At 71.4% G+C, this 17,202-nt stretch carries 16 protein-coding genes and 1 pseudogene; 8 read left to right on the forward strand and 9 right to left on the reverse strand.

What is annotated here, in order from left to right; all coding sequences use genetic code 11:
• Nucleotides 1-76: 76 nt before the first annotated feature.
• The 3 genes from AB0F88_RS36170 to AB0F88_RS36180 all read right to left on the reverse strand — a co-directional run bounded on the left by AB0F88_RS36170 (nucleotide 77) and on the right by AB0F88_RS36180 (nucleotide 4,354).
• Complete coding sequence (locus AB0F88_RS36170; RefSeq protein ID WP_362694988.1) at nucleotides 77-1,915, reverse strand: glycoside hydrolase family 15 protein; 1,839 nt, start codon at nucleotides 1,913-1,915, stop codon at nucleotides 77-79.
• A 268-nt stretch (nucleotides 1,916-2,183) separates the two neighbouring features.
• Nucleotides 2,184-3,152 carry a siderophore-interacting protein gene (locus AB0F88_RS36175; RefSeq protein ID WP_362694991.1) on the reverse strand — a complete coding sequence of 323 codons (969 nt, stop codon included), beginning with the start codon at nucleotides 3,150-3,152 and terminating at the stop codon, nucleotides 2,184-2,186.
• A gap of 158 nt (nucleotides 3,153-3,310) precedes the next feature.
• Complete coding sequence (locus AB0F88_RS36180) at nucleotides 3,311-4,354, reverse strand: CHAP domain-containing protein (RefSeq protein WP_362694994.1); 1,044 nt, start codon at nucleotides 4,352-4,354, stop codon at nucleotides 3,311-3,313.
• A gap of 449 nt (nucleotides 4,355-4,803) precedes the next feature.
• Here AB0F88_RS36180 and AB0F88_RS36185 point away from each other — a divergent pair, with 449 nt between their 5' ends.
• A complete protein-coding gene (locus tag AB0F88_RS36185; RefSeq protein WP_362694997.1) occupies nucleotides 4,804-5,253 on the forward strand; it encodes a hypothetical protein in 450 nt (149 codons plus the stop codon).
• Between the two features lie 59 nt (nucleotides 5,254-5,312).
• On the opposite strand, the gene AB0F88_RS36190 is transcribed toward AB0F88_RS36185, so the two are convergent.
• On the reverse strand, nucleotides 5,313-8,420 hold the full coding sequence (locus AB0F88_RS36190; RefSeq protein WP_362695000.1) for a CARDB domain-containing protein: 3,108 nt from the start codon (nucleotides 8,418-8,420) through the stop codon (nucleotides 5,313-5,315).
• 252 nt (nucleotides 8,421-8,672) lie between these two features.
• Between AB0F88_RS36190 and AB0F88_RS36195 the strand changes: the two are divergent.
• Nucleotides 8,673-8,777: pseudogene (locus AB0F88_RS36195) on the forward strand (IS5/IS1182 family transposase); the annotation flags it as partial.
• A gap of 66 nt (nucleotides 8,778-8,843) precedes the next feature.
• Here the strand turns inward: AB0F88_RS36195 and speB are convergent.
• On the reverse strand, nucleotides 8,844-9,908 hold the full coding sequence (gene speB, locus AB0F88_RS36200) for an agmatinase (RefSeq protein ID WP_362695003.1): 1,065 nt from the start codon (nucleotides 9,906-9,908) through the stop codon (nucleotides 8,844-8,846).
• Between the two features lie 568 nt (nucleotides 9,909-10,476).
• A complete protein-coding gene (locus tag AB0F88_RS36205; RefSeq protein ID WP_344743362.1) occupies nucleotides 10,477-10,644 on the reverse strand; it encodes a DUF3073 domain-containing protein in 168 nt (55 codons plus the stop codon).
• 295 nt (nucleotides 10,645-10,939) lie between these two features.
• Between AB0F88_RS36205 and AB0F88_RS36210 the strand changes: the two genes are divergently transcribed.
• The 5 genes from AB0F88_RS36210 to AB0F88_RS36230 all read left to right on the forward strand — a co-directional run bounded on the left by AB0F88_RS36210 (nucleotide 10,940) and on the right by AB0F88_RS36230 (nucleotide 13,713).
• Entirely contained in the window at nucleotides 10,940-11,134 is a 195-nt protein-coding gene (locus AB0F88_RS36210; protein ID WP_362695007.1) for a hypothetical protein, read from the forward strand.
• A gap of 2 nt (nucleotides 11,135-11,136) precedes the next feature.
• Nucleotides 11,137-11,472, forward strand: a complete 336-nt coding sequence (locus tag AB0F88_RS36215; protein ID WP_362695010.1) for a metalloregulator ArsR/SmtB family transcription factor — start codon at nucleotides 11,137-11,139, stop codon at nucleotides 11,470-11,472.
• A gap of 129 nt (nucleotides 11,473-11,601) precedes the next feature.
• Nucleotides 11,602-12,369, forward strand: a complete 768-nt coding sequence (locus tag AB0F88_RS36220; protein WP_362695013.1) for a DeoR/GlpR family DNA-binding transcription regulator — start codon at nucleotides 11,602-11,604, stop codon at nucleotides 12,367-12,369.
• A 157-nt stretch (nucleotides 12,370-12,526) separates the two neighbouring features.
• Nucleotides 12,527-13,309, forward strand: a complete 783-nt coding sequence (locus tag AB0F88_RS36225; RefSeq protein ID WP_362695016.1) for an ABC transporter permease — start codon at nucleotides 12,527-12,529, stop codon at nucleotides 13,307-13,309.
• A 155-nt stretch (nucleotides 13,310-13,464) separates the two neighbouring features.
• Nucleotides 13,465-13,713: a DUF5999 family protein gene (locus tag AB0F88_RS36230; protein ID WP_362695019.1), complete on the forward strand. Its 249-nt coding sequence runs from the start codon at nucleotides 13,465-13,467 to the stop codon at nucleotides 13,711-13,713.
• Here the strand turns inward: AB0F88_RS36230 and AB0F88_RS36235 are convergent.
• The 3 genes from AB0F88_RS36235 to AB0F88_RS36245 form a co-directional block, all read right to left on the reverse strand.
• Nucleotides 13,677-14,864: an FAD-dependent monooxygenase gene (locus tag AB0F88_RS36235; protein ID WP_362695022.1), complete on the reverse strand. Its 1,188-nt coding sequence runs from the start codon at nucleotides 14,862-14,864 to the stop codon at nucleotides 13,677-13,679. The genes AB0F88_RS36230 and AB0F88_RS36235 overlap by 37 nt on opposite strands.
• 28 nt (nucleotides 14,865-14,892) lie before the next feature.
• Nucleotides 14,893-15,990: a DUF3500 domain-containing protein gene (locus AB0F88_RS36240; protein WP_362695025.1), complete on the reverse strand. Its 1,098-nt coding sequence runs from the start codon at nucleotides 15,988-15,990 to the stop codon at nucleotides 14,893-14,895.
• Between the two features lie 93 nt (nucleotides 15,991-16,083).
• The gene (locus AB0F88_RS36245) at nucleotides 16,084-16,926 is read right to left on the reverse strand and encodes a fumarylacetoacetate hydrolase family protein (protein ID WP_362695028.1); all 843 of its coding nucleotides are present in this window, start codon (nucleotides 16,924-16,926) and stop codon (nucleotides 16,084-16,086) included.
• 162 nt (nucleotides 16,927-17,088) lie between these two features.
• Here AB0F88_RS36245 and AB0F88_RS36250 point away from each other — a divergent pair.
• Nucleotides 17,089-17,202, forward strand: a 114-nt coding sequence (locus AB0F88_RS36250; RefSeq protein ID WP_362695043.1) for a hypothetical protein, incomplete at its 3' end; no start/stop codon positions are given.

Raw genomic sequence — 17,202 nt, forward strand, 5'->3', positions numbered from 1 at the left:
TGGATTCGCGCGCGGGCGGAGTCTCGTCGCCGGCCCGATGGCCGGGGGTGTCGCGGGGCGAAGAGCCCGGGACCCTTCAGCCCAGGGCGTGGTCGAGGTTGAACGCGGCGCTGATCAGCGCGAGGTGGGTGAAGGCCTGCGGGAAGTTGCCGAGCTGCTCGCCGGTCTGCCCGATCTCCTCGGCGTACAGGCCGAGGTGGTTGGCGTACGTGAGCATCTTCTCGAACGCCAGCCGGGCCTCGTCCAGGCGCCCGGCGCGGGTGAGCCCCTCGACGTACCAGAACGAGCAGATCGAGAAGGTGCCGTCCTCGCCGCGCAGCCCGTCCGGGCTGACCGCGGGGTCGTAGCGGTAGACCAGCGAGTCGGACACCAGGTTCGCGCCGAGCGCGTCGAGGGTCGACAGCCACTTCGGGTCGATGGGGGAGACGAACTTCGCCATCGGCATCATCAGCACCGACGCGTCCAGGACGTCGTCGTCGAAGTGCTGGACGAACGCCCGCAGCTCCTGCGACCAGCCGCGCCGCATGATCTGCCGGTAGATCGCGTCGCGGGCCAGCTGCCAGCGCGGCGTGTCGGCGGGCAGCCCGCGGTGGGCGGCCATCCGCATGGCCCGCTCGATCGCCACCCAGCACATCAGCCGCGAGTAGACGAAGTCCTTGCGCCCGCCGCGCGTCTCCCACACGCCCTCGTCGGGCTGGTCCCAGTTGTCGCAGACCCAGTCCACCAGGATGTGGACGTCGTCCCACAGGGCGCTGGAGATCGGCTGGTGCCACTTGTCGTAGAGGTAGACGGAGTCGAGGAGGGCGCCGTAGATGTCCAGCTGGAGCTGGTCCACGGCGGCGTTCCCGACGCGCACCGGGGCCGAGCCCTGGTAGCCCTCGAGGTGGGGCAGCTCGATCTCGGGCAGCTCGGTGCGCCCGTCGATGCCGTACATGATCTGCAGCGGGCCCGAGGGGCCGCCGCCGTCGCGGCTGACGTGCCGGGACAGGAATCCCATGAACGCCTCGGCCTCCTCGCCGAAGCCCAGCCGCAGCAGCGCGTACACGCAGAACGCCGAGTCGCGGATCCAGACGTAGCGGTAGTCCCAGTTGCGCTCCCCGCCGAGCTGCTCGGGCAGGCTGGTCGTCACGGCGGCCACGATCCCGCCGGTCGGCGCGTACGTGAGGAGCTTCAGCGTCAGCGCGGACCGGTGGACCATCTCCCGCCACCGGCCCCGGTACCTCGACGAGGACAGCCAGCGGCGCCAGTACGCCACGGTCGCGGCGAACTCGTCCTCGGCCTCCTCGAGCGGGCACGCGCGCAGCGCCACGTCGTCGCCGAACCGGTCGAGGGCGAACACCGCGCACTCGCCCTCGTTGAGCTTGAACTCCGACAGCACGTCCTGGCCGTCCACCTCCAGGGTGGTACTGGACGACAGGGTCAGGGACAGCGACGGCGACTCGAAGAGCGCCCGGCCCCGGTGCATGCTCAGGGTGTGGGACTGCCTGCCGTAGTCGAACCGCGGAGCCACCCGCGCCCGGAACGGCAGCGACCCGCGGACGCACCTCACCCGCCGGATCAGCCGGTGCCGGGCGCCGTCGCGCGTGTCGCCGACGATCGGCATGAAGTCCTGGATCTCGCCCACCCCGTCGTCGGCGGAGAAGCGGGTGATCAGCACGTTGGTGTCGGGGAAGTAGAACTGCTTGGTCCGGGCAGGGGCGACCGTGCCCAGCTCGAACGATCCGCCCCGGCCGGCGTCCAGGATCGAGCCGAACACGCTGGGCGCGTCGAAGCGCGGGCAGCAGTACCAGACGATGGTGCCGCCGGTGTCCACCAGCGCCGCGGTGTGCAGGTCTCCGATCAGCCCGTGGTCGGCGATGGGCCGGTATCCGGGGGCGCCCGCCGGGTCCTGACGAGCGGATTCCGCTGCTGTCATGTCGGCCTTCTCACGTCGCGAGCAGGGCACTTACGCCCTCAAGCTACGTGCCCCGGACGCCTGCCCGGTTCCGTCCCGCGTCAAGGAGTCGGCACGTTTCCCGCAGCCGACGGCAAAGGCCGCCCGGCGACGGCCGCGTCACCGGCCGCGGGTGCGACTCGCGGCTGCGGCTCCTGGCTGTGACTCCCGGCCCGGGCCGTCGCCCGGGCGCGGGCGTCGCCTCCGGGCCGGGAGGGCCGGGAGGGCCGGGAGGGCCGGGAGCCGCGGCTCAGGCGCTCTCCGAGCGTCCCAGCCGCCAGTAGCCCATGAAGGCCACCGAGGAGCGGTCGATCCCCGACTCCTGCACCAGGTGGCGGCGGAGCAGCTTGACCACGCCCGCCTCGCCCGCCAGCCAGGCGTACAGGCCGTCGCCCTTCGAGGCCTGGGGGACCTCCCAGAGGATCTCCTCGTCGACGTCGACGTCCTCGAGCGGGTTCGCGGCGCCGGGACCGGCGGCGGGGACGGCCGGCCCGCCGGCGAGGGCGCCGCCCGGCGCGGTGAGCGCGCTCAGGGTGTCGCGTACGGCAGGGATGAGCAGGTCGCCGTGGCGGGCCCCCTCGCGGGGCAGCCAGACGACCTCCACGCCGGGACGGACGTCCAGCGGGAGCGCGTCGGCGGCCTCGGGGACCTCCAGCAGCGCGGTGGCGCGCACGGAGCCGGAGAGCGACTCGACGATCGCGGCGATGGCGGGCACGGCCGTCTCGTCCCCGGCCAGCAGCAGATGCGACGCCCCGGCGGGCGGGGCCCACTCCTGGCCGCCGACGGGGCCGGAGTGGGCGGCGTTGGGACCGACCACCACGACCCGGTCACCGGGGGCGACGCGGGTCGCCCACCGGGAGGCGGGGCCGACCTCGCCGTGCAGGACGAAGTCGATGTCGAGCTCGCGCAGCTCGGGCCGCACGGCCCGCGCGGTGTAGGTGCGGATCGGGTTGCGCAGCTCGTCGGGGAGCGCCCGCCACCGCTGGTACCAGTCGTCTCCGTCGCCCAGCGGGGTGATGCTGCCGTCCGGCAGCGGGAGGATGACCTTGATCCGCTGGTCGAAACCCTTGTCGGCGAAGCCCGCCAGGTCCTCGCCGCCGAAGGTGACCCGGACGAAGTTCGGGCTGAGCCGCACCGCCCGCACGACCTCCGCCCGGTGGCCGCGATAGGCCGGAACCTCCGCCGCGCGCTCCAGGGTCTGCTCGCTGCCCGCTGTCATCGTGCCGCCTTCACTGGGAAATGCCGTCCCCAGCAACTTAGCTTTGCCTAACCTTATCCGGCAACCCGGCGCGATCTCCGTTCTGTCCCGGTCTCATGTGATCCTGCTCCCACGGCCACCTGGCCCGCACCGGCCCGCACCGGCCCGCACCGGTACGGTCACGCGGCGCGGGCCTCCTCGCCCTCGCGCGTCTCCCCGCCGAGGTCCGGCCCGGGGACGGGCCGCGCGCCGGTACGGCCGGGGACCCCTGCGCCGCCGGCGCGCTTCGGGAGACCCGTGCGGTACGGCTCGCACGCCCAGCTCGGCCTGCTCACGCGGAGCGTCTCGCGGCTCCGGGGCGCGGTGCCCGGCCGGCCCGGCCCGCCCTGCCCGGCCGGCCCGCCCGGATGGAGCGTCACGGTGTGCGGGAGCGCCTTCCAGGCCGGGGGCACCTCCGCGCGCAGGAGCGTCTCCTCGACCGGACACGTCACGCCGGTCCACAGGTCCGCCCGTTCCCGCCGCCCGCCCCTCCTGCGGTGCCGGCCCGCCGAGACGCGGGGGCGCAGCCGGGACAGGACGAACGTGGCGCCGAGGGCGAAGGTCAGCACCCCCGCGATCACAGCGGTCTCCACGGAGACGGGGAGCGTTCCCGGCACGTCCGCCGGGGGAGCGGAGCCCGGGGCGAGCGCCGGGCGGATCTCGATCCGCCCGGCGGCCTGCGGGGCCGTGGCGTCCTCCCCGGAGTCGGCGCCCTTCAGTTTCTCCTTGACCTTGCGCGGCAGCCCGTATCCGACGACCTTGCTCTGGTCGCGCGTCTTGCGCTTCAGCCAGATCCGGTCGACGTTTCCCTCGATGGTGTGGATCGTTCCACCGCTCACGCTCTCGACGACGCCGACATGGTCGATCCCCTTGATGTCCTTGCCGCCGGACCAGTCGAAGAAGACCAGGGCGCCCGGCTCCGGAGTCCGGGTCCACGCGTCGTTGGTCTCGAACCAGCGCGCCTGCGACGGGGTCCAGGCGAACTGCCCGACGTACTCCTGCACGCCCGCCTTCTCCGCCGCCCAGGCGATGAACATCGCGCACCAGGGGGCCGTCCTGTACTGCGGGTCCTGGGCCACGTTGACCGCGTACCACTCGCCGAACTTGCTGTGCTGTCCGGATCCCTCCCGGTACCCGAGTTCGGGCTTGATGGTCCTGAGCAGATCGTCACCGATCGGATCCATGGCTGTGAGCCACCCCGTCCTCTCTCCACCCTTCCGAGAAGGGGGCGCCGTCCGACAAAGCTGGACTGTATTCGCAGAAAAACGGAAAAGTGAGGCTATTTGCTTAAAAAACCGAGCCGGAAGGCTGTCGAATACCGGATTCGGCGAAAGGCGGGAAAGGCGCCCCCGCAGCACCTACCATCGACTGCCCACCCGTGCCGGCCGCCGGCTCCCGATCCCCGCTCCGGTCCCGGTGCGCGAGGGTGGGCGGCCCGGGAGCGCGGCGGCCGTTCGCGCACACCGGGCATATCCCAATTCACCTCGCGCTCACGGGTCACACCGGTACGCGTCCCTGCCTATCGGGTCGAATAGCATGTGATGGCACGTGCGCGGCATGCGCCGGTGCCGACGCCGAGGCCTCCCTCCCGGTCCGGCGGGAAACGGGGACACGAAGGCGGAACGGGTTTTCCATGTTCGACGACAAGACGCAGGAGACCCTCCGCCGCCTCCTGGACCTCGCCGAGCACCCCGCGACCTCGCAGGCCGAGCGCACCCTGGCCGTCGCGCGGGTCCGGGCCCTCATCATGGTGCCCGAGGGCGACGCCCGGCGGGCGCCGGTCACCCCGGCGATGGAGGCGGGGATCCTCCGCAGGGTCAGGCCGCTCGCCCATCGGGTCGACGAGGACCTGGTGAACGAGGTGCACGGCGACCTCTACGCCTTCAGCACCCGCTATCGGGTGATCGGCGAGCTCGCCGAGGAGATCGCCCTCCTGCTCGAACGCTGGAGCGCCGTCGTCCCGCAGAAGCGCCACCGCCACGAGGAGGCCGTCAGGACCGCGGCCGCGAAGCTCGTCTACCTGCTGGAGCGCCGCGACCTCTTCCGCAAGCCCAGATGGGGCAACCGCCCGAGAACCCGTTAGAGATCGTTTCAGAAGTGGATCATTCATATGATCCACTTCTGAAACAGACCTGGTACCCGCTAGTAGACCTCGCTCCTGTTGTTGACGATCTCGTCGAGCAGGGCGGTGGTGTCGGCGTAGCGCTGGGCCGTCGAGCTGTTGACCGGCAGGTCCAGCGTGGCGAAGCCATACCGGACGGCCTGTCCGACCGTGGTCGTCCCGAGCGCGCGGGTGAGCTTGCTGTCGATCTTCGTCGAGGCGTTGATCTGCCGCGCGGCCAGGTCGAACAGAGTCGCCAGCAGCTGGAACCTGGCGGGACCAGGCTGTGGACCGCCGGCCGAGAGCACCGCGGCGGCCTCGGTGTTGTCGAGCGCCCCGTTCGCGGAGCTGTCGAACCGCTGGTAGGTGGCCTGGACCCGGGCCAGCAACTCGGCGGTGCGGGCCTCGGGGTGGGTCTTCCAGTAGCCGTGCGAGCGCGGGTCACGGGTCGGCGTGACCTCGGTGATCGTCGTGGTGGCCGACGCGGCCACCGGCTCGTAGGCGCAGCCGTTGGCGTTGCCGTACGCCACGGAGGCGTGGTCGGTCAGCTTGTCCCCGGCGACGAACAGCAGGCTGGGCCTGGCCGTGAACTGCACCGACCGGTCACCGCTCGCGGCCAGCTCGCCCAGCGACCACGTCAGCGTCGTCGTCCCGTCGGCGTTGCGGGTGACCCCGGTCGGCCTGGGGCCCGTGCCCTGGTCGAGGGCCTGGCTGTAGTAGACCTCCTTGGGGAGCGTGTCGGTCAGGACGACGCCGGTGGCCTTGCCGCTGCCGACGTTGGCGACCTTCAGGTCGACCGTGATCGCCTCGCCCGCGTTGACCGTGGCGGTCGCGCGCTTGTCCAGGGTGAGCTTGGGCGCGTGGACCCTGGTCGAGGCGGTCGCGGAGTTGTTCGCCGTGTTGGCCTCGGCTCCACCGGCGAGGTCCTTCGCGGTCACCTCGGCCTTGTTGGTCAGGACCTTCGCGTCCTCGGTGTCGCAGGGGATCTCATAGGTGAACGCCTCGGTCTTCGTTCCGCCCGCGCCGAGCTGCCCGGCCTGACGCGTCTGGACGTCGCCGGTCGGCGGGGTGTCCTTCACGCTTGTCTGGGTCGCTGCGCCTGTGCCGATGTTGTCCAGCTTGACCTGATAGGTGAGGGTGTCGCCGGGCTCGGCGTCGGCCTTGTCGACGGTCTTCTCGATGGCCAGGTCGGGGTTGTAGAGGTTGAAGAAGGACATCTCCTGCCGGATCGCGGTGTCGAAGGTCAGTTCCGGCTCCACGTCGCCCCCGGCGCCTCCGCAGGCGGGCGCGCCTGCGGGCCAGGTGCTGCAGGCCCAGCCGGCGCGGTCGGGGGACTGTGCCCTGAACCTGATCGCGGGCCAGTCGTTGTGGTCCGTGAGCGTGGTCAGGCCGCCTTCGTTGTTGATGTTCACCGGCTGGTTCGTCGTGTCGATGATCGGGACGTTGGTGCCGGCCGTGCGGTTGTCGTTCCAGTTGAGCGGTCCGTTGCCGGCGCCGGCCCGGATCACGGGGTCGCCGCCCGGGTTGGCGACGTTGGGGGCCCACCAGAACGTCCAGTCCGTGCCGTCGCCGATGCCCGCTGTCTCGTTCAGCCCGCCTTCGACCAGCTGGGGCAGCCCGCCGTCGGACAGGTCCAGCCGCACTGCGCCCACCCTCCAGTCGCGGAACTCGTCGACCAGCAACGGCGGCGCGCTGTTGGGGATGCCCGTCTGGAAGAAGTAGTTCATGACGCTGAGGTAGTTGGGCTTGTTGTTGACGTTCTCGTTGCCGCCGTGCCGCAGGGCCATGGCGTGGAAGAGCTCGTGCAGGATGGTGCCGGCCTGGTCCTGTTCGGTGCCGACATTGGCGTCGGCGTCGCCCGTGCCCGGGGTGAGCACCTGCACGTCCGTCGTGTGGGCGCTGGTGGTGTCGCACCTGCGGTTGGCGCCGACGTGGATCTGGGTTCCGGTGGTGACGTCGTCTCCGGCCGCGGTCGTCTGCAGCATGCCGTCGCCGCCGTAGTCGGCGGTGAAGTCGGCCACGCACATGGTCCGCCAGTCGCCGAGGGTGACGATGAAGTCCTTGTTGTTGTCACGGACGGGTTCGCAGCACTGGCCGGAGGTTCCGAGGGCGTTCAGCAGGCGGTGCGCGAAGATCCCGTAGTGCGCGTAGGGGGCGAGCTCGGCCGGGAAGCCGGCGGCGCGCGCGTTGCGGAAGGCATTGGTGTCCAGGCCCAGCTGGGCCTGTTCGGCCAGCTGCGCGCCCTCCCGGTAGATGAAGTCGATGCCGTCCTGACGCGTCCCCGGGTAGGGGCAGGGACTCGTGGCCGCGATGGGCGCGTCCTCCAGGGCGTTCTTGACCAGGGTGATCGCGCCCGCCTTGGGCTCGTGCGAGTGCCTGGTGGCGGGGGCGGCGTCCTCCATGTGGTCGAGCTGCAGGATGACCGTCTTGCGGCACGGGTCGGCGCCGAGCGCGGGCAGATCGACGAGCACGTCACCGGCCGCGTTCCTGATGCCGGACAGCTCGATGAGGTCCGGGATGCCGTCGAGGTCGGTGTCCGGCATCTCGGCGCCGGCGGTGATACCGATCTTGGTGATCCGGCCGTCGTTGTTGCGGGGGATGCCATGGTCGCCGTCGCCCTGGATGCAGGACCGGCCCTTGGCCGTCTGGCCGTCGGACCGGACGCACGGGGTGCCGAAGACGAGCTGGTCGCCCGAGAGCGTGCCCGAGCGCAGGTCGTAGGTGAGGTTCAGCTCCCAGTCCTCGTCGTTGGGGCTGATGTCCATCCGGTCGGAGTTGGAGTTGAAATCGCTGTCGTAGTCCCACATCGCGACCGTGATGTCCACGGTGGGCTTGTCACCGGGCCAGTTCTCGTAGGTGAAGGTCCAGCCGCCGGGCGCCTCGGGCAGGCCGCGGGGCTCGAACTCGTCGTCCTCGATGCGGGGGCCCGTCACCAGCGGGCCATCGGCGATCTTCACCCTGGGGAAGTAGTCGCCGTCGCCCACCCCTCCGCTGTCCGGGTCCTCGACCTGGAAGAGGTACTCGATCTCGAATATGATCTTGATGCCGGGGGGCGCCGCCGCCGCAGGAGTGGCGATGAGCGGTATGGAGGCCAGGAACAGCGCCAGCATCGCCGCGAATGACAGACCAGCCTTCGTTCTCAAGCCCATGATGTCCTCCCCTGGAGCGCTGCCAGAGGAGCATCGTCCGTCGTGGGCTGGTCCGGCGCCTGAGTACCCCCGTACCCAAATCTCACTGGTTGCGCATGATGTCCACGTAGAGGGGCCAGAAGCGCTTGGTGTCGATGTATCGCTCCTCCGACCGCTTGACGAGCGTGCGGTCCGGGAAGACTCCGGCGGTGATGGCGTCTCAGACGAAGGTGCCCTGGCCGCGCTGGACGTCCTTGAACATCGGAATGCGGCATCAACCGGCTCAAACGCCACCGAGCCGTCGCGACCAGGTACGACGAGCTCGCCGTCCGGTACGAGGCTACCGTGACCGTCGCCGCCATCAACGAGTGGCTGTGATCAACTTATGAAACAGGCCCCGGAACCCGCGGCGACCGCGGGGGAGGCGAGCGTCCGGCGGGCGCCTCAGCGGTCCGGCCGGTCGTGCCGGTCGAGCGGGCCGGCCGCGCGGTCCGGGCGCTCGGCGAGCAGCGGCAGCAGCGGGTTCCAGGCGGTCCCGTCCCGGGCGTCGCGCCGCCGCCGGGCGATGGCGCTCAACGCCTCCAGCACCACGCGGTTGGCCAGCGCGGCGGTGATGTCGGCGTGGTCGTAGGGCGGGCTCACCTCCACGACGTCGATCCCGACGACCGGCAGCTCCAGGCAGACGCGCCGTACGGAGTCCAGGAGCTGGCGCGCGGTGAGTCCGCCGGGCTCGGGCGTCCCGGTGCCCGGCGCGTGGCCCGGGTCGCACACGTCGATGTCGACGGACAGGAAGACGCCGTCGCACTCGTCGACGGCGATGGCGAAGGCCTCGGTCAGGCACTCCTGCAGGCCGCGGTGCGTGATCTCGGTCATCTCGTACGAGCGCATCGCCCGTTCGGCCATCCAGTCCAGCGTCTCCGGCGGCGGCCAGTAGCCGCGCAGGCCGATCTGCAGGAACCGGTCGCCGCGCAGCGCCCCCGACTCGATGAGCCTGCGCATCGGCTGCCCGTGCCCCCACAGCGAGCCGAACTCGATGTCGCCGGTGTCCGCGTGGGCATCGAAGTGGATCATCGAGATCCGGCCGTGCCCGAGGACGTTGGCCACCCCCTTGGCGTCGGGGAAGGCGATCGAGTGGTCACCGCCCAGGATCACCGGGACGGCTCCGGAACGGGCGACCTTCTCGACGGCGGCCTCCAGGGCGGCCAGCGACGCCAGGATGTCGCCGGGCGGCATCTCGACGTCGCCCGCGTCCAGGACGCGCAGGTCGCGCAGCCCGTCGGTGCGCAGCGCCAGGCTGGGACGCGCCCCGTCGTGCGGCAGGTAGTCGGTCATCCGGATCGCCTGCGGCCCGAAGCGCGCGCCCGGCCGGTGCGAGGTGCCGCCGTCGAACGGCGCCCCCACGATCACGATGTCGGCGCCCGCGTGACTCGCGGGATCGTCCAGCGAGCACCGCTCGACGCCGAGGAAGGTGATGTCGGGCCCGAACTGGGGCCCGTAGCGGCTCGTCACCGTTCCTCCGGCGGGAAGGCACCGGTCCGCGAGCGCCCGCGGCCCGTCGCCGCCGGGCGTCGCCCGAGGGGACACGCGAGGACACGGGGGGTGAGTGGTGGCCGTGGCCCGGGGAGACTTTCCGCCCGCGCGAGGCGCGACCTCGCGCGATCCGGCGATTCGTCCCGGGGCCACGGCGTGTGAACTGGCAGATCCCGATGCCCGGCGGGGGAAGGGTAGCCGGTCACCGTGGGATGAGTGGGACCCGCCAGAGCTCTCCGTCGACGCGCTGACCGGGGGTGCGTGACCGCCGCACTGCGGTACGCACAACCGTGACGGTAAGCAGCCCTGGGCGGGTGCCTCAATGGTGTTGCCGGATGTTGCGTGGAATTCGCCGTCGCGCGGCGGACGCCGCCACGGGCGTTCGCCGGCCGATCGGTGCGCCGGCCGGCCGGCGCACCCCGGGAGGAGCCTCGCGGGCAGGCCGCGCGATCGGGACCGCGAGGCCCCGCCGGCTCACGCGAGGTCACGGAGCCGGGCCCCGCCGGCGCCATGGCGTCCGGCCGGGGTCCGTGGCCCGCCCGCGGCGTCACCTGCCGGTCGGCTCACCGGTGGGGTCGTCGGCCTCGCTCTCCGGCGCGGGATCGTCGCCGGCGCCGAGCTCCTTGCGCAACCGGTCGATGTCCATGCTGTGGCTGCTGTACTTCAGCTCGCGAGCAACCTTCGTCTGCTTAGCCTTGGCTCGGCCCCGTCCCATTGGCTGTACTCCCTCGCGCAGGCCGTGCTCGGCCTCTCGTCACTGTCGCATCGCCGGCTGGCGCGCTCTGACGCCGCAGGTCAGTCTGCGGTAGCCGTACCAAGTATCCCGCTTCGCGGTCGATCCGTCATCGATCGGGCTCGAACCGGCTGCGGGCCCTGTTGGAAAACGGCCTTCGCCATCATAGCCAACGTCATTACGATTTGAAGAATTATGCAATTTGCCACATCATGAGGAACGGTGTGCCGATAAACCAGACGCCGGGGAGTGACCTGATCCACGGGAGGTGGGGGACATGAGCGAGTTCGCGGCGGAGCTACGGGCGCGCATCGCCGATGTCGACGGCGAGCTGGAGCTCATGCGCCAGGCCTTCGACGATCACGCGGTCGAGGTCCTGTCCGGGCGGCTGGAGAACCTGCTGCGCATCGCCGACCGGCACGGCGTCGACGTGCGGTACGCCGGTGGCGGGCCCGTCGCCGGAGCTGTGTGATCATGCCGGTGCCGCTGCACCAGGCCAAGGCCGAATTCTTCCGCACCATCGGCCATCCGGTCCGCATCCAGGTGCTGGAGTTGCTGCGGGACGGCCCCCTGCCGGTGCGGGATCTCCTGAGCGCCATCGACGTCGAGGCCTCCAACCTCTCCCAGCAGCTCGCTGTGCTGCGCCGCGCGGGAGTCGTGACCGCCACCCGGGACGGCGCCACCGTCGTCTACGCCCTGTCCACCCAGGACCTGGCCGAGCTGATGTCCGTGGCGCGGTCGATCCTGGCCGAGGTGCTCGCCGAGCAGGGTGAGCTGCTCGCCGAGTTGCGCGCCGAGGCGCGCGGCTAGCGGTTTCGCGGCCCGGCCTGTCACTCGACGACCGATTATGATCGGCTCAGATCATATGATTCGGAGCGGACGGGGTCGGTCGTGAAAAGTGGGGGAGAGAGTCCGGGTCAGGCGGAGTATCGTCGTCCCGTGTTCGCCGCGGAGCGTCGTCAGCGCATCCTTGAGCTGGTACGCGCCAACGGCGCGGTCTCCCTCCGGGATCTGGCCCAGTCGGTTCAGTCGTCGGAGGTGACGGTCCGGCGCGACCTGCGCGCGCTGGAGGCCGAGGGCCTGCTCAACCGGCACCACGGCGGTGCCACGCTCCCCGGCGAGCTGTCGCGCGAGCCGACGTACTCGCAGAAGACGCAGACGGCGGCCGCGGAGAAGCGGGCCATCGCCGATCTCGCGGTCTCCCTGGTCGAGGACGGCGACGCGATCGTGGTCGGAGCGGGCACCACCACCCAGGACTTCGCCCGGCGCCTGGCCCGGGTGACGGAGCTGGCCGTGGTGACCAACTCCCTGCTGGTCGCGCAGGCGCTCACCGACTCGCCCCGGGTCGAGGTGGTCATGACCGGCGGCACCCTGCGCGGCTCCATCCACGCCCTGGTCGGCAGCGCCGCCGAGCGCTCCCTGGCCGGCCTGCGGGTGCGCAGGGCCTTCATCTCGGGCAACGGGCTGACCGCGGAGCGGGGCCTGTCGACGCCCAACATGCAGGTCGCGAGCGTCGACCGGGCCTTGGCGGCGGCGGCCGAGGAGGTGGTCGTGCTGATCGACCACACCAAGGTGGGGGTCGACACGATGGTGCAGACCGTGCCGACCGAGGAGATCACCCACCTGATCACCGACGACGAGGCGCCCAGGGAGGTGCTGGACGACCTGACGGGGCGGGGGGTGCGGATCCACGTCGCCCGGATCTGACGATCGGGAAAGGCTGAGGTTCCGACAATCTGGTGACCGAATCTGATCGGATACGATCAATCGTGATCCATTGATGTCCATTTCTTTACGATTTTGTTTCCTGGCCGGATGAACATCGAGCGCATCGACGTTCCATCCTCCTGTCCAGGAGGGCACCATGACCCTGCTCACGAGTCGTCCGGGAAGAGTCGCCGCGCTGCTGGTCTACGTCATCTCCGGCGTGCTCGCCGTGCCCGCCGTCTTCGGCTCGCCGGCCTTCGACTCCTTCGCCACGGTGGCGAACGTCGGCAACATCGCCACATCCTCCTCGTTCCTGGCGATCATCGCGATCGGCATGACCTTCTTCATCATCTCCGGCGGCATCGACCTGTCGGTGGGGTCGCTCTTCGTGCTCGGCGGCGTCCTGGCGGCGTACGGATCGCAGTACGGGTTCCTGGTCGCGCTCGCCCTGCCGCTCGCGGTGTCCGGGCTGTTCGGCCTGGTCCACGGGCTGATCATCGCCAGGACCGGGATGGCGCCGTTCATCGTCACCCTGGCCGGGCTGCTGGGCGCGCGGGGGCTGATGCTGGCCGTCTCCGACGAGGGCGCCGCGACCTACCTGGCCGAGGACCCGTCCTTCGCGCTGCTCGGCCAGGGCTCCGTCCTGAACGTCGGCTACCCGGTGTTCGCCGCCGCCGTCCTGCTGGGCGCGGGGATGGTCCTGCTGCGGCGCACCGGCTTCGGGCAGAACGTCTACGCCATCGGCGGCACCCCGCTCACCGGGGGAGCCGGAGCCCTCGGCGGCACGATCGCCGGGGCGCTGCTGCTCGGCGTGATCCAGAACCTGATCAACCCGGTCGGCAACCTCAACGCCTCCTTCCAGCAGGTGGTCAGCGGGCTCTTCCTCGCCCTCGTGGTGATCGCCCACCGGTTCCTGGGAAGGGTGCGCAAGACCGAGTGAGGCCCGGCGGGAGGCGCGGTTCTCACATATCGCCTCCCGAGGGACCCCTGTGCGGATTTGTACCGGGACAGGATGTCCCCGCAGGCGCATCCTGCGGGAAGACGGCGGCGGACCGCCGCCACGAGGCAGACCAGCGCAGATCAGTGAGGTACGCCATGTGCCGGCACGAAACCCCGTGTCCCCCGGCCTACGCCCCCGGCAGGGAGGCCGCGAGGCCGATCGCCTCCCACCCCGAGCAGGGCTGGAGCCTGCTCTGCAACGGGGTGGTGCTCTTCGAGGACACCGGCGAGCTGCTGCCCGACGGCCGGGCCGTCCCGCCGCACCGCCCGCCCGTCGCACCCGCCGGGCCCGTCGTCCGGCCCGCCGCTCAGCCCGCCATGGCGGTCTCGGGGTCGTGGCCGTAGAGCCAGGCGCTCTGCCGGAGCGGGTCGCTGCCGGCCAGGGCCGCGTCGCGCTCCAGCTGGGCCGGCCCGTCGGGCAGGTGGTTCTGCACCTCACGGCCCCGGCTCATCAGCTGCACCCGCGAGGCCCGGGGCCTGCGGATCTCCTCGTAGCGGGTCAGCGCCTTGGCCACCGTGTCGCCGGTGGCCTCGCGCAGGCAGCTCGTGAGGACCACCGCGTCCTCGACCGCCTGGGCGGCGCCCTGGCCGAAGAAGGGCAGCATCGAGTGGGCGGCGTCACCCAGCAGGGCCACCCGCCCCGACGTCCAGCGCTCCAGGGGGGCGCGGTCGTACAGCGCCCAGCGCTTGGTCTCGGTGGCCGCGGCGATCAGCCGTCCCAGCCGGGGGTCCCAGGTCTCGAACTCGCGCGCCAGGTCCTCGAGCCGCCCGTCGGCCGTCCACGACTCGACGCGCCACTCGCCCGCGGGCACGATCGCGACGATGTTGATCAGCTTTCTGTCCCTGATGGGATAGTGGACGAAGTGGCGGCCAGGACCCAGCCAGAGCGTCTGCACCCGGCGCAGCGCCAGCTCCGGCGCCCGCTCGGCGTCGACCAGGCACCGGTAGGCGCACAGCCCGGAGAAGCGCGGCGGCTCCTCGTCGACGATCGCGGGCCGTACGGCCGAGTGGATGCCGTCCGCGCCGATCACCACGTCGGCGGTCACCGTCGTCTTCACGCCGCCGGCGCCGGTGAAGACCAGCTCGGCCCCCTCGCGGTCCTGCCGCAGCACCTCCAGCCGCCGGTCGGTCCTGACCGCGTCGGCGGGCAGTGCCTCCAGCAGCATGTCGAGCAGGTCGGCCCGGTGCGCGACGTAGCAGTCGGTGCCGTACAGCCGCCGGCACTCCTCTCCCATCGGCTGGGAGGACAGCACCCGGCCGTCCTCCCAGCGCCTGAACTCCCAGGCGGTCTCCAGGGGTACGGCGAAGGACGCCAGCCGCTCGCCGAGCCCCGCCCGGACCAGGGGGCGGACCATGTTGGGGCCCACCACGATCCCCGCGCCGACCTCGCGCAGCTCGGCGGCCTGCTCGTACACGACGGCCTCGAGGCCGGCCTGCCGCAGCAGTAGCGCGGTGGCCAGCCCGCCGAGGCCTCCTCCGACAATGGCGATCTTCACTCAGGGGTTCCTCTCGTCGGGCGGCGTCTCACCCCGCGGTACCGCGGTGCTCCTCGATGAGGTGTCTCATCAGCAGGTCCTCGCCGAAGTCGTTGGACGGGTCGCGCCACACGCTGTGGGCGTGGTCGGCGTCGTCCTCGGTGTTGTCGAACTCGATCAACGTGACCGGGCCCTGGATCCGGTAGTAGTGGCCGAGCCCGTAGTCGTCGGCGCCGGCCCAGGCGAAGTGCAGGTCGCCTTCACCGCCACTGCCACCGGCGGCGCGGACGCGGTCCATCTCGGCGGCCACCTGGCCGGGCCTGGCCCGGTCGAGATAGCACTCCAGCAGCTCGTCGAACGCGCGCCGCTGCGGGGCGGTCAGGTCGGCGGCGGCGATCCCGCGCGGGTGCGACCTGATGTAGCGCAGGGCCTGCCGGTCGGCCTCGGTGATCATCGCGTCCCGCCGCCCGACCCCGTGCAGGTCGGGCAGCTCCACCTCGCCGATCCTCGGAACCGTGCGGGTGACGAAGTCCGCCGGGGGCACCGGGTGGATGATCGCCCGCGCCCGCCGCCCGTCGTCCAGGGAGCGCAGCAGCGCGAACCCCAGGTCCTCCTCCTCGCCCAGCACCCGGTACGGGCCGAAGCGGGCCGGTTCCGAGCCCAGCAGGAACGGCGTCACCGCCAGGTGGTCCTGGTTGACGACCGTGAAGTTCAGCGACAGGTGGTGGCCGACCAGCCGCCATCCCCACACCGAGTCGGGGTTGGGCTGTCCGAAGAAGGTCAGGAAGTACATCCCCGGATTACGGAACTCCCTGGCCACGTGCCCGAACCGCTCCAGGTTCAGCTCGCGCAGCACGTGCTCCAGCGAGATCACCTGCACCACCTGCGCGTACGCCCGCTCCGAGCAGCACTGGGCGATCAGCCGGTGCGCCAGGATGCCCTGGTCGAAGCTCAGGTCCCGCAGCGGCACCCCGGCGCGTCCCGAGGCGGGCAGGAAGTTCCAGTTCGAGCGGTCGGCGTCGTCGAAGGGCAGCAGCGCGCGGGCCCGCTGCTCGCCGTCCAGGGCGTCGTACAGTGCCATCGCGGCGAAGGTGATGAGGGTGACGTTGAAGTCTCCCGGCCGTTCCTCCAGCCCCGAGCGCGACACCCGCCCGGCGCGAGGGTGGGTGTCTTGCTCATGGGAGGAGTGGCTGAAACCCTCATGAGGGGAATGGCTGAAATGCGAGGTCTGCGACATCGGTCAGCTCTCCGGCCAGGCCACGATCGGGTTGCGCACCGACCCCAGCCGGTCGATCTCCACCTCGACCACGTCCCCGGGCCGCAGGAAGCGTGCCGGGGTGCGCGCGTGCCCCACCCCGGCGGGGGTGCCGGTCGCCACCAGGTCGCCGGGGCGCAGCGTCATGGTCCGGCTCAGGTGCGCCAGCACCCGCCCGACCGGGAAGATCATGTCCTTGGTGTCGCCGTCCTGGACGACCTCGCCGTTGACCCGGGTCACCAGCCGGAGCCCGCCGGCCGGGTCGCCCACCTCGTCGGCGGTCACCACCGGCCCGATCGGCCCGCTGTGGTCGGAGTTCTTGCCGAGCGTCCACTGCGCGGTCAGCCGCTGCGCCCGGCGGGCGCTCAGGTCGTTGAAGGTCGCGTAGCCGAACACCCCCGCCAGCGCGGTCTCCTCGTCCACGCACCGCAGCTCCGCGCCGACCACCGCGACCAGCTCGACCTCCCAGTCCAGGCCCGCCTCGTCCGGCGGCACCGGGACCGGCGTCCCGTCGACCGCGAGCGACGCCGTCCACCGCCCGAAGATCGCCGGTGTCTCCGGGATCGGGAAACCGCCCTCGGCGGCGTGCGCCCGGTAGTTCAGCCCGACGCACACCACCCGCGCGGAACCGGCCACCGCCGGGGCCAGGCTCAGCCCGGCGAGCTCCCGCCCGGCGAGTTCCTGCCTGGTGAGCTCGCGCGCCCTCGCGGTCCAGCGGGGCAGATCCTCGTAGAACTCGCCCGCCTCGGCCAGCGGCGCCACCCGGTCTCCACCGGTCAGCACGCCCACCTGGATCTGGCGCCCATCCCGAAAACCGACAAACCTCATCGTTCACTCCCGATGCTCCCGGTGACGGGAACCACAGCAGCCTCGAACGCACCCGTACGTCGCTCTCGACTCATCCGGAGATCTTCGTACATTCCACCCCAATGCGGTAGGGGGAGTTCGCCGTCCGGGGTTCGAACGCCTCAGTTGAGGAACTGTCGATGTATGGACGCACTCGCGCACGTCGACGCCTACTGGCGCGCGGCCAACTATCTGTCGGTCGGTCAGATCTACCTGCTGGACAACCCGTTGCTGGCCGAGCCGTTGCGGGCCGAGCAC

Source organism: Streptosporangium sp. NPDC023963 (genome assembly GCF_040639135.1).
Classification (GTDB): domain Bacteria; phylum Actinomycetota; class Actinomycetes; order Streptosporangiales; family Streptosporangiaceae; genus Streptosporangium.

Bases quoted from the DNA above. Each gene is read 5' to 3' on its own strand.
- AB0F88_RS36215 (WP_362695010.1), top strand. From the start codon at position 11,137: ATGCCGGTGCCGCTGCACCAGGCCAAGGCCGAATTCTTCCGCACCATC.
- AB0F88_RS36230 (WP_362695019.1), top strand. From the start codon at position 13,465: ATGTGCCGGCACGAAACCCCGTGTCCCCCGGCCTACGCCCCCGGCAGG.
- AB0F88_RS36205 (WP_344743362.1), bottom strand. From the start codon at position 10,644: ATGGGACGGGGCCGAGCCAAGGCTAAGCAGACGAAGGTTGCTCGCGAG.
- AB0F88_RS36210 (WP_362695007.1), top strand. From the start codon at position 10,940: ATGAGCGAGTTCGCGGCGGAGCTACGGGCGCGCATCGCCGATGTCGAC.
- AB0F88_RS36175 (WP_362694991.1), bottom strand. From the start codon at position 3,152: ATGACAGCGGGCAGCGAGCAGACCCTGGAGCGCGCGGCGGAGGTTCCG.
- AB0F88_RS36170 (WP_362694988.1), bottom strand. From the start codon at position 1,915: ATGACAGCAGCGGAATCCGCTCGTCAGGACCCGGCGGGCGCCCCCGGA.
- AB0F88_RS36190 (WP_362695000.1), bottom strand. From the start codon at position 8,420: ATGGGCTTGAGAACGAAGGCTGGTCTGTCATTCGCGGCGATGCTGGCG.
- AB0F88_RS36180 (WP_362694994.1), bottom strand. From the start codon at position 4,354: ATGGATCCGATCGGTGACGATCTGCTCAGGACCATCAAGCCCGAACTC.
- AB0F88_RS36185 (WP_362694997.1), top strand. From the start codon at position 4,804: ATGTTCGACGACAAGACGCAGGAGACCCTCCGCCGCCTCCTGGACCTC.
- AB0F88_RS36225 (WP_362695016.1), top strand. From the start codon at position 12,527: ATGACCCTGCTCACGAGTCGTCCGGGAAGAGTCGCCGCGCTGCTGGTC.
- AB0F88_RS36245 (WP_362695028.1), bottom strand. From the start codon at position 16,926: ATGAGGTTTGTCGGTTTTCGGGATGGGCGCCAGATCCAGGTGGGCGTG.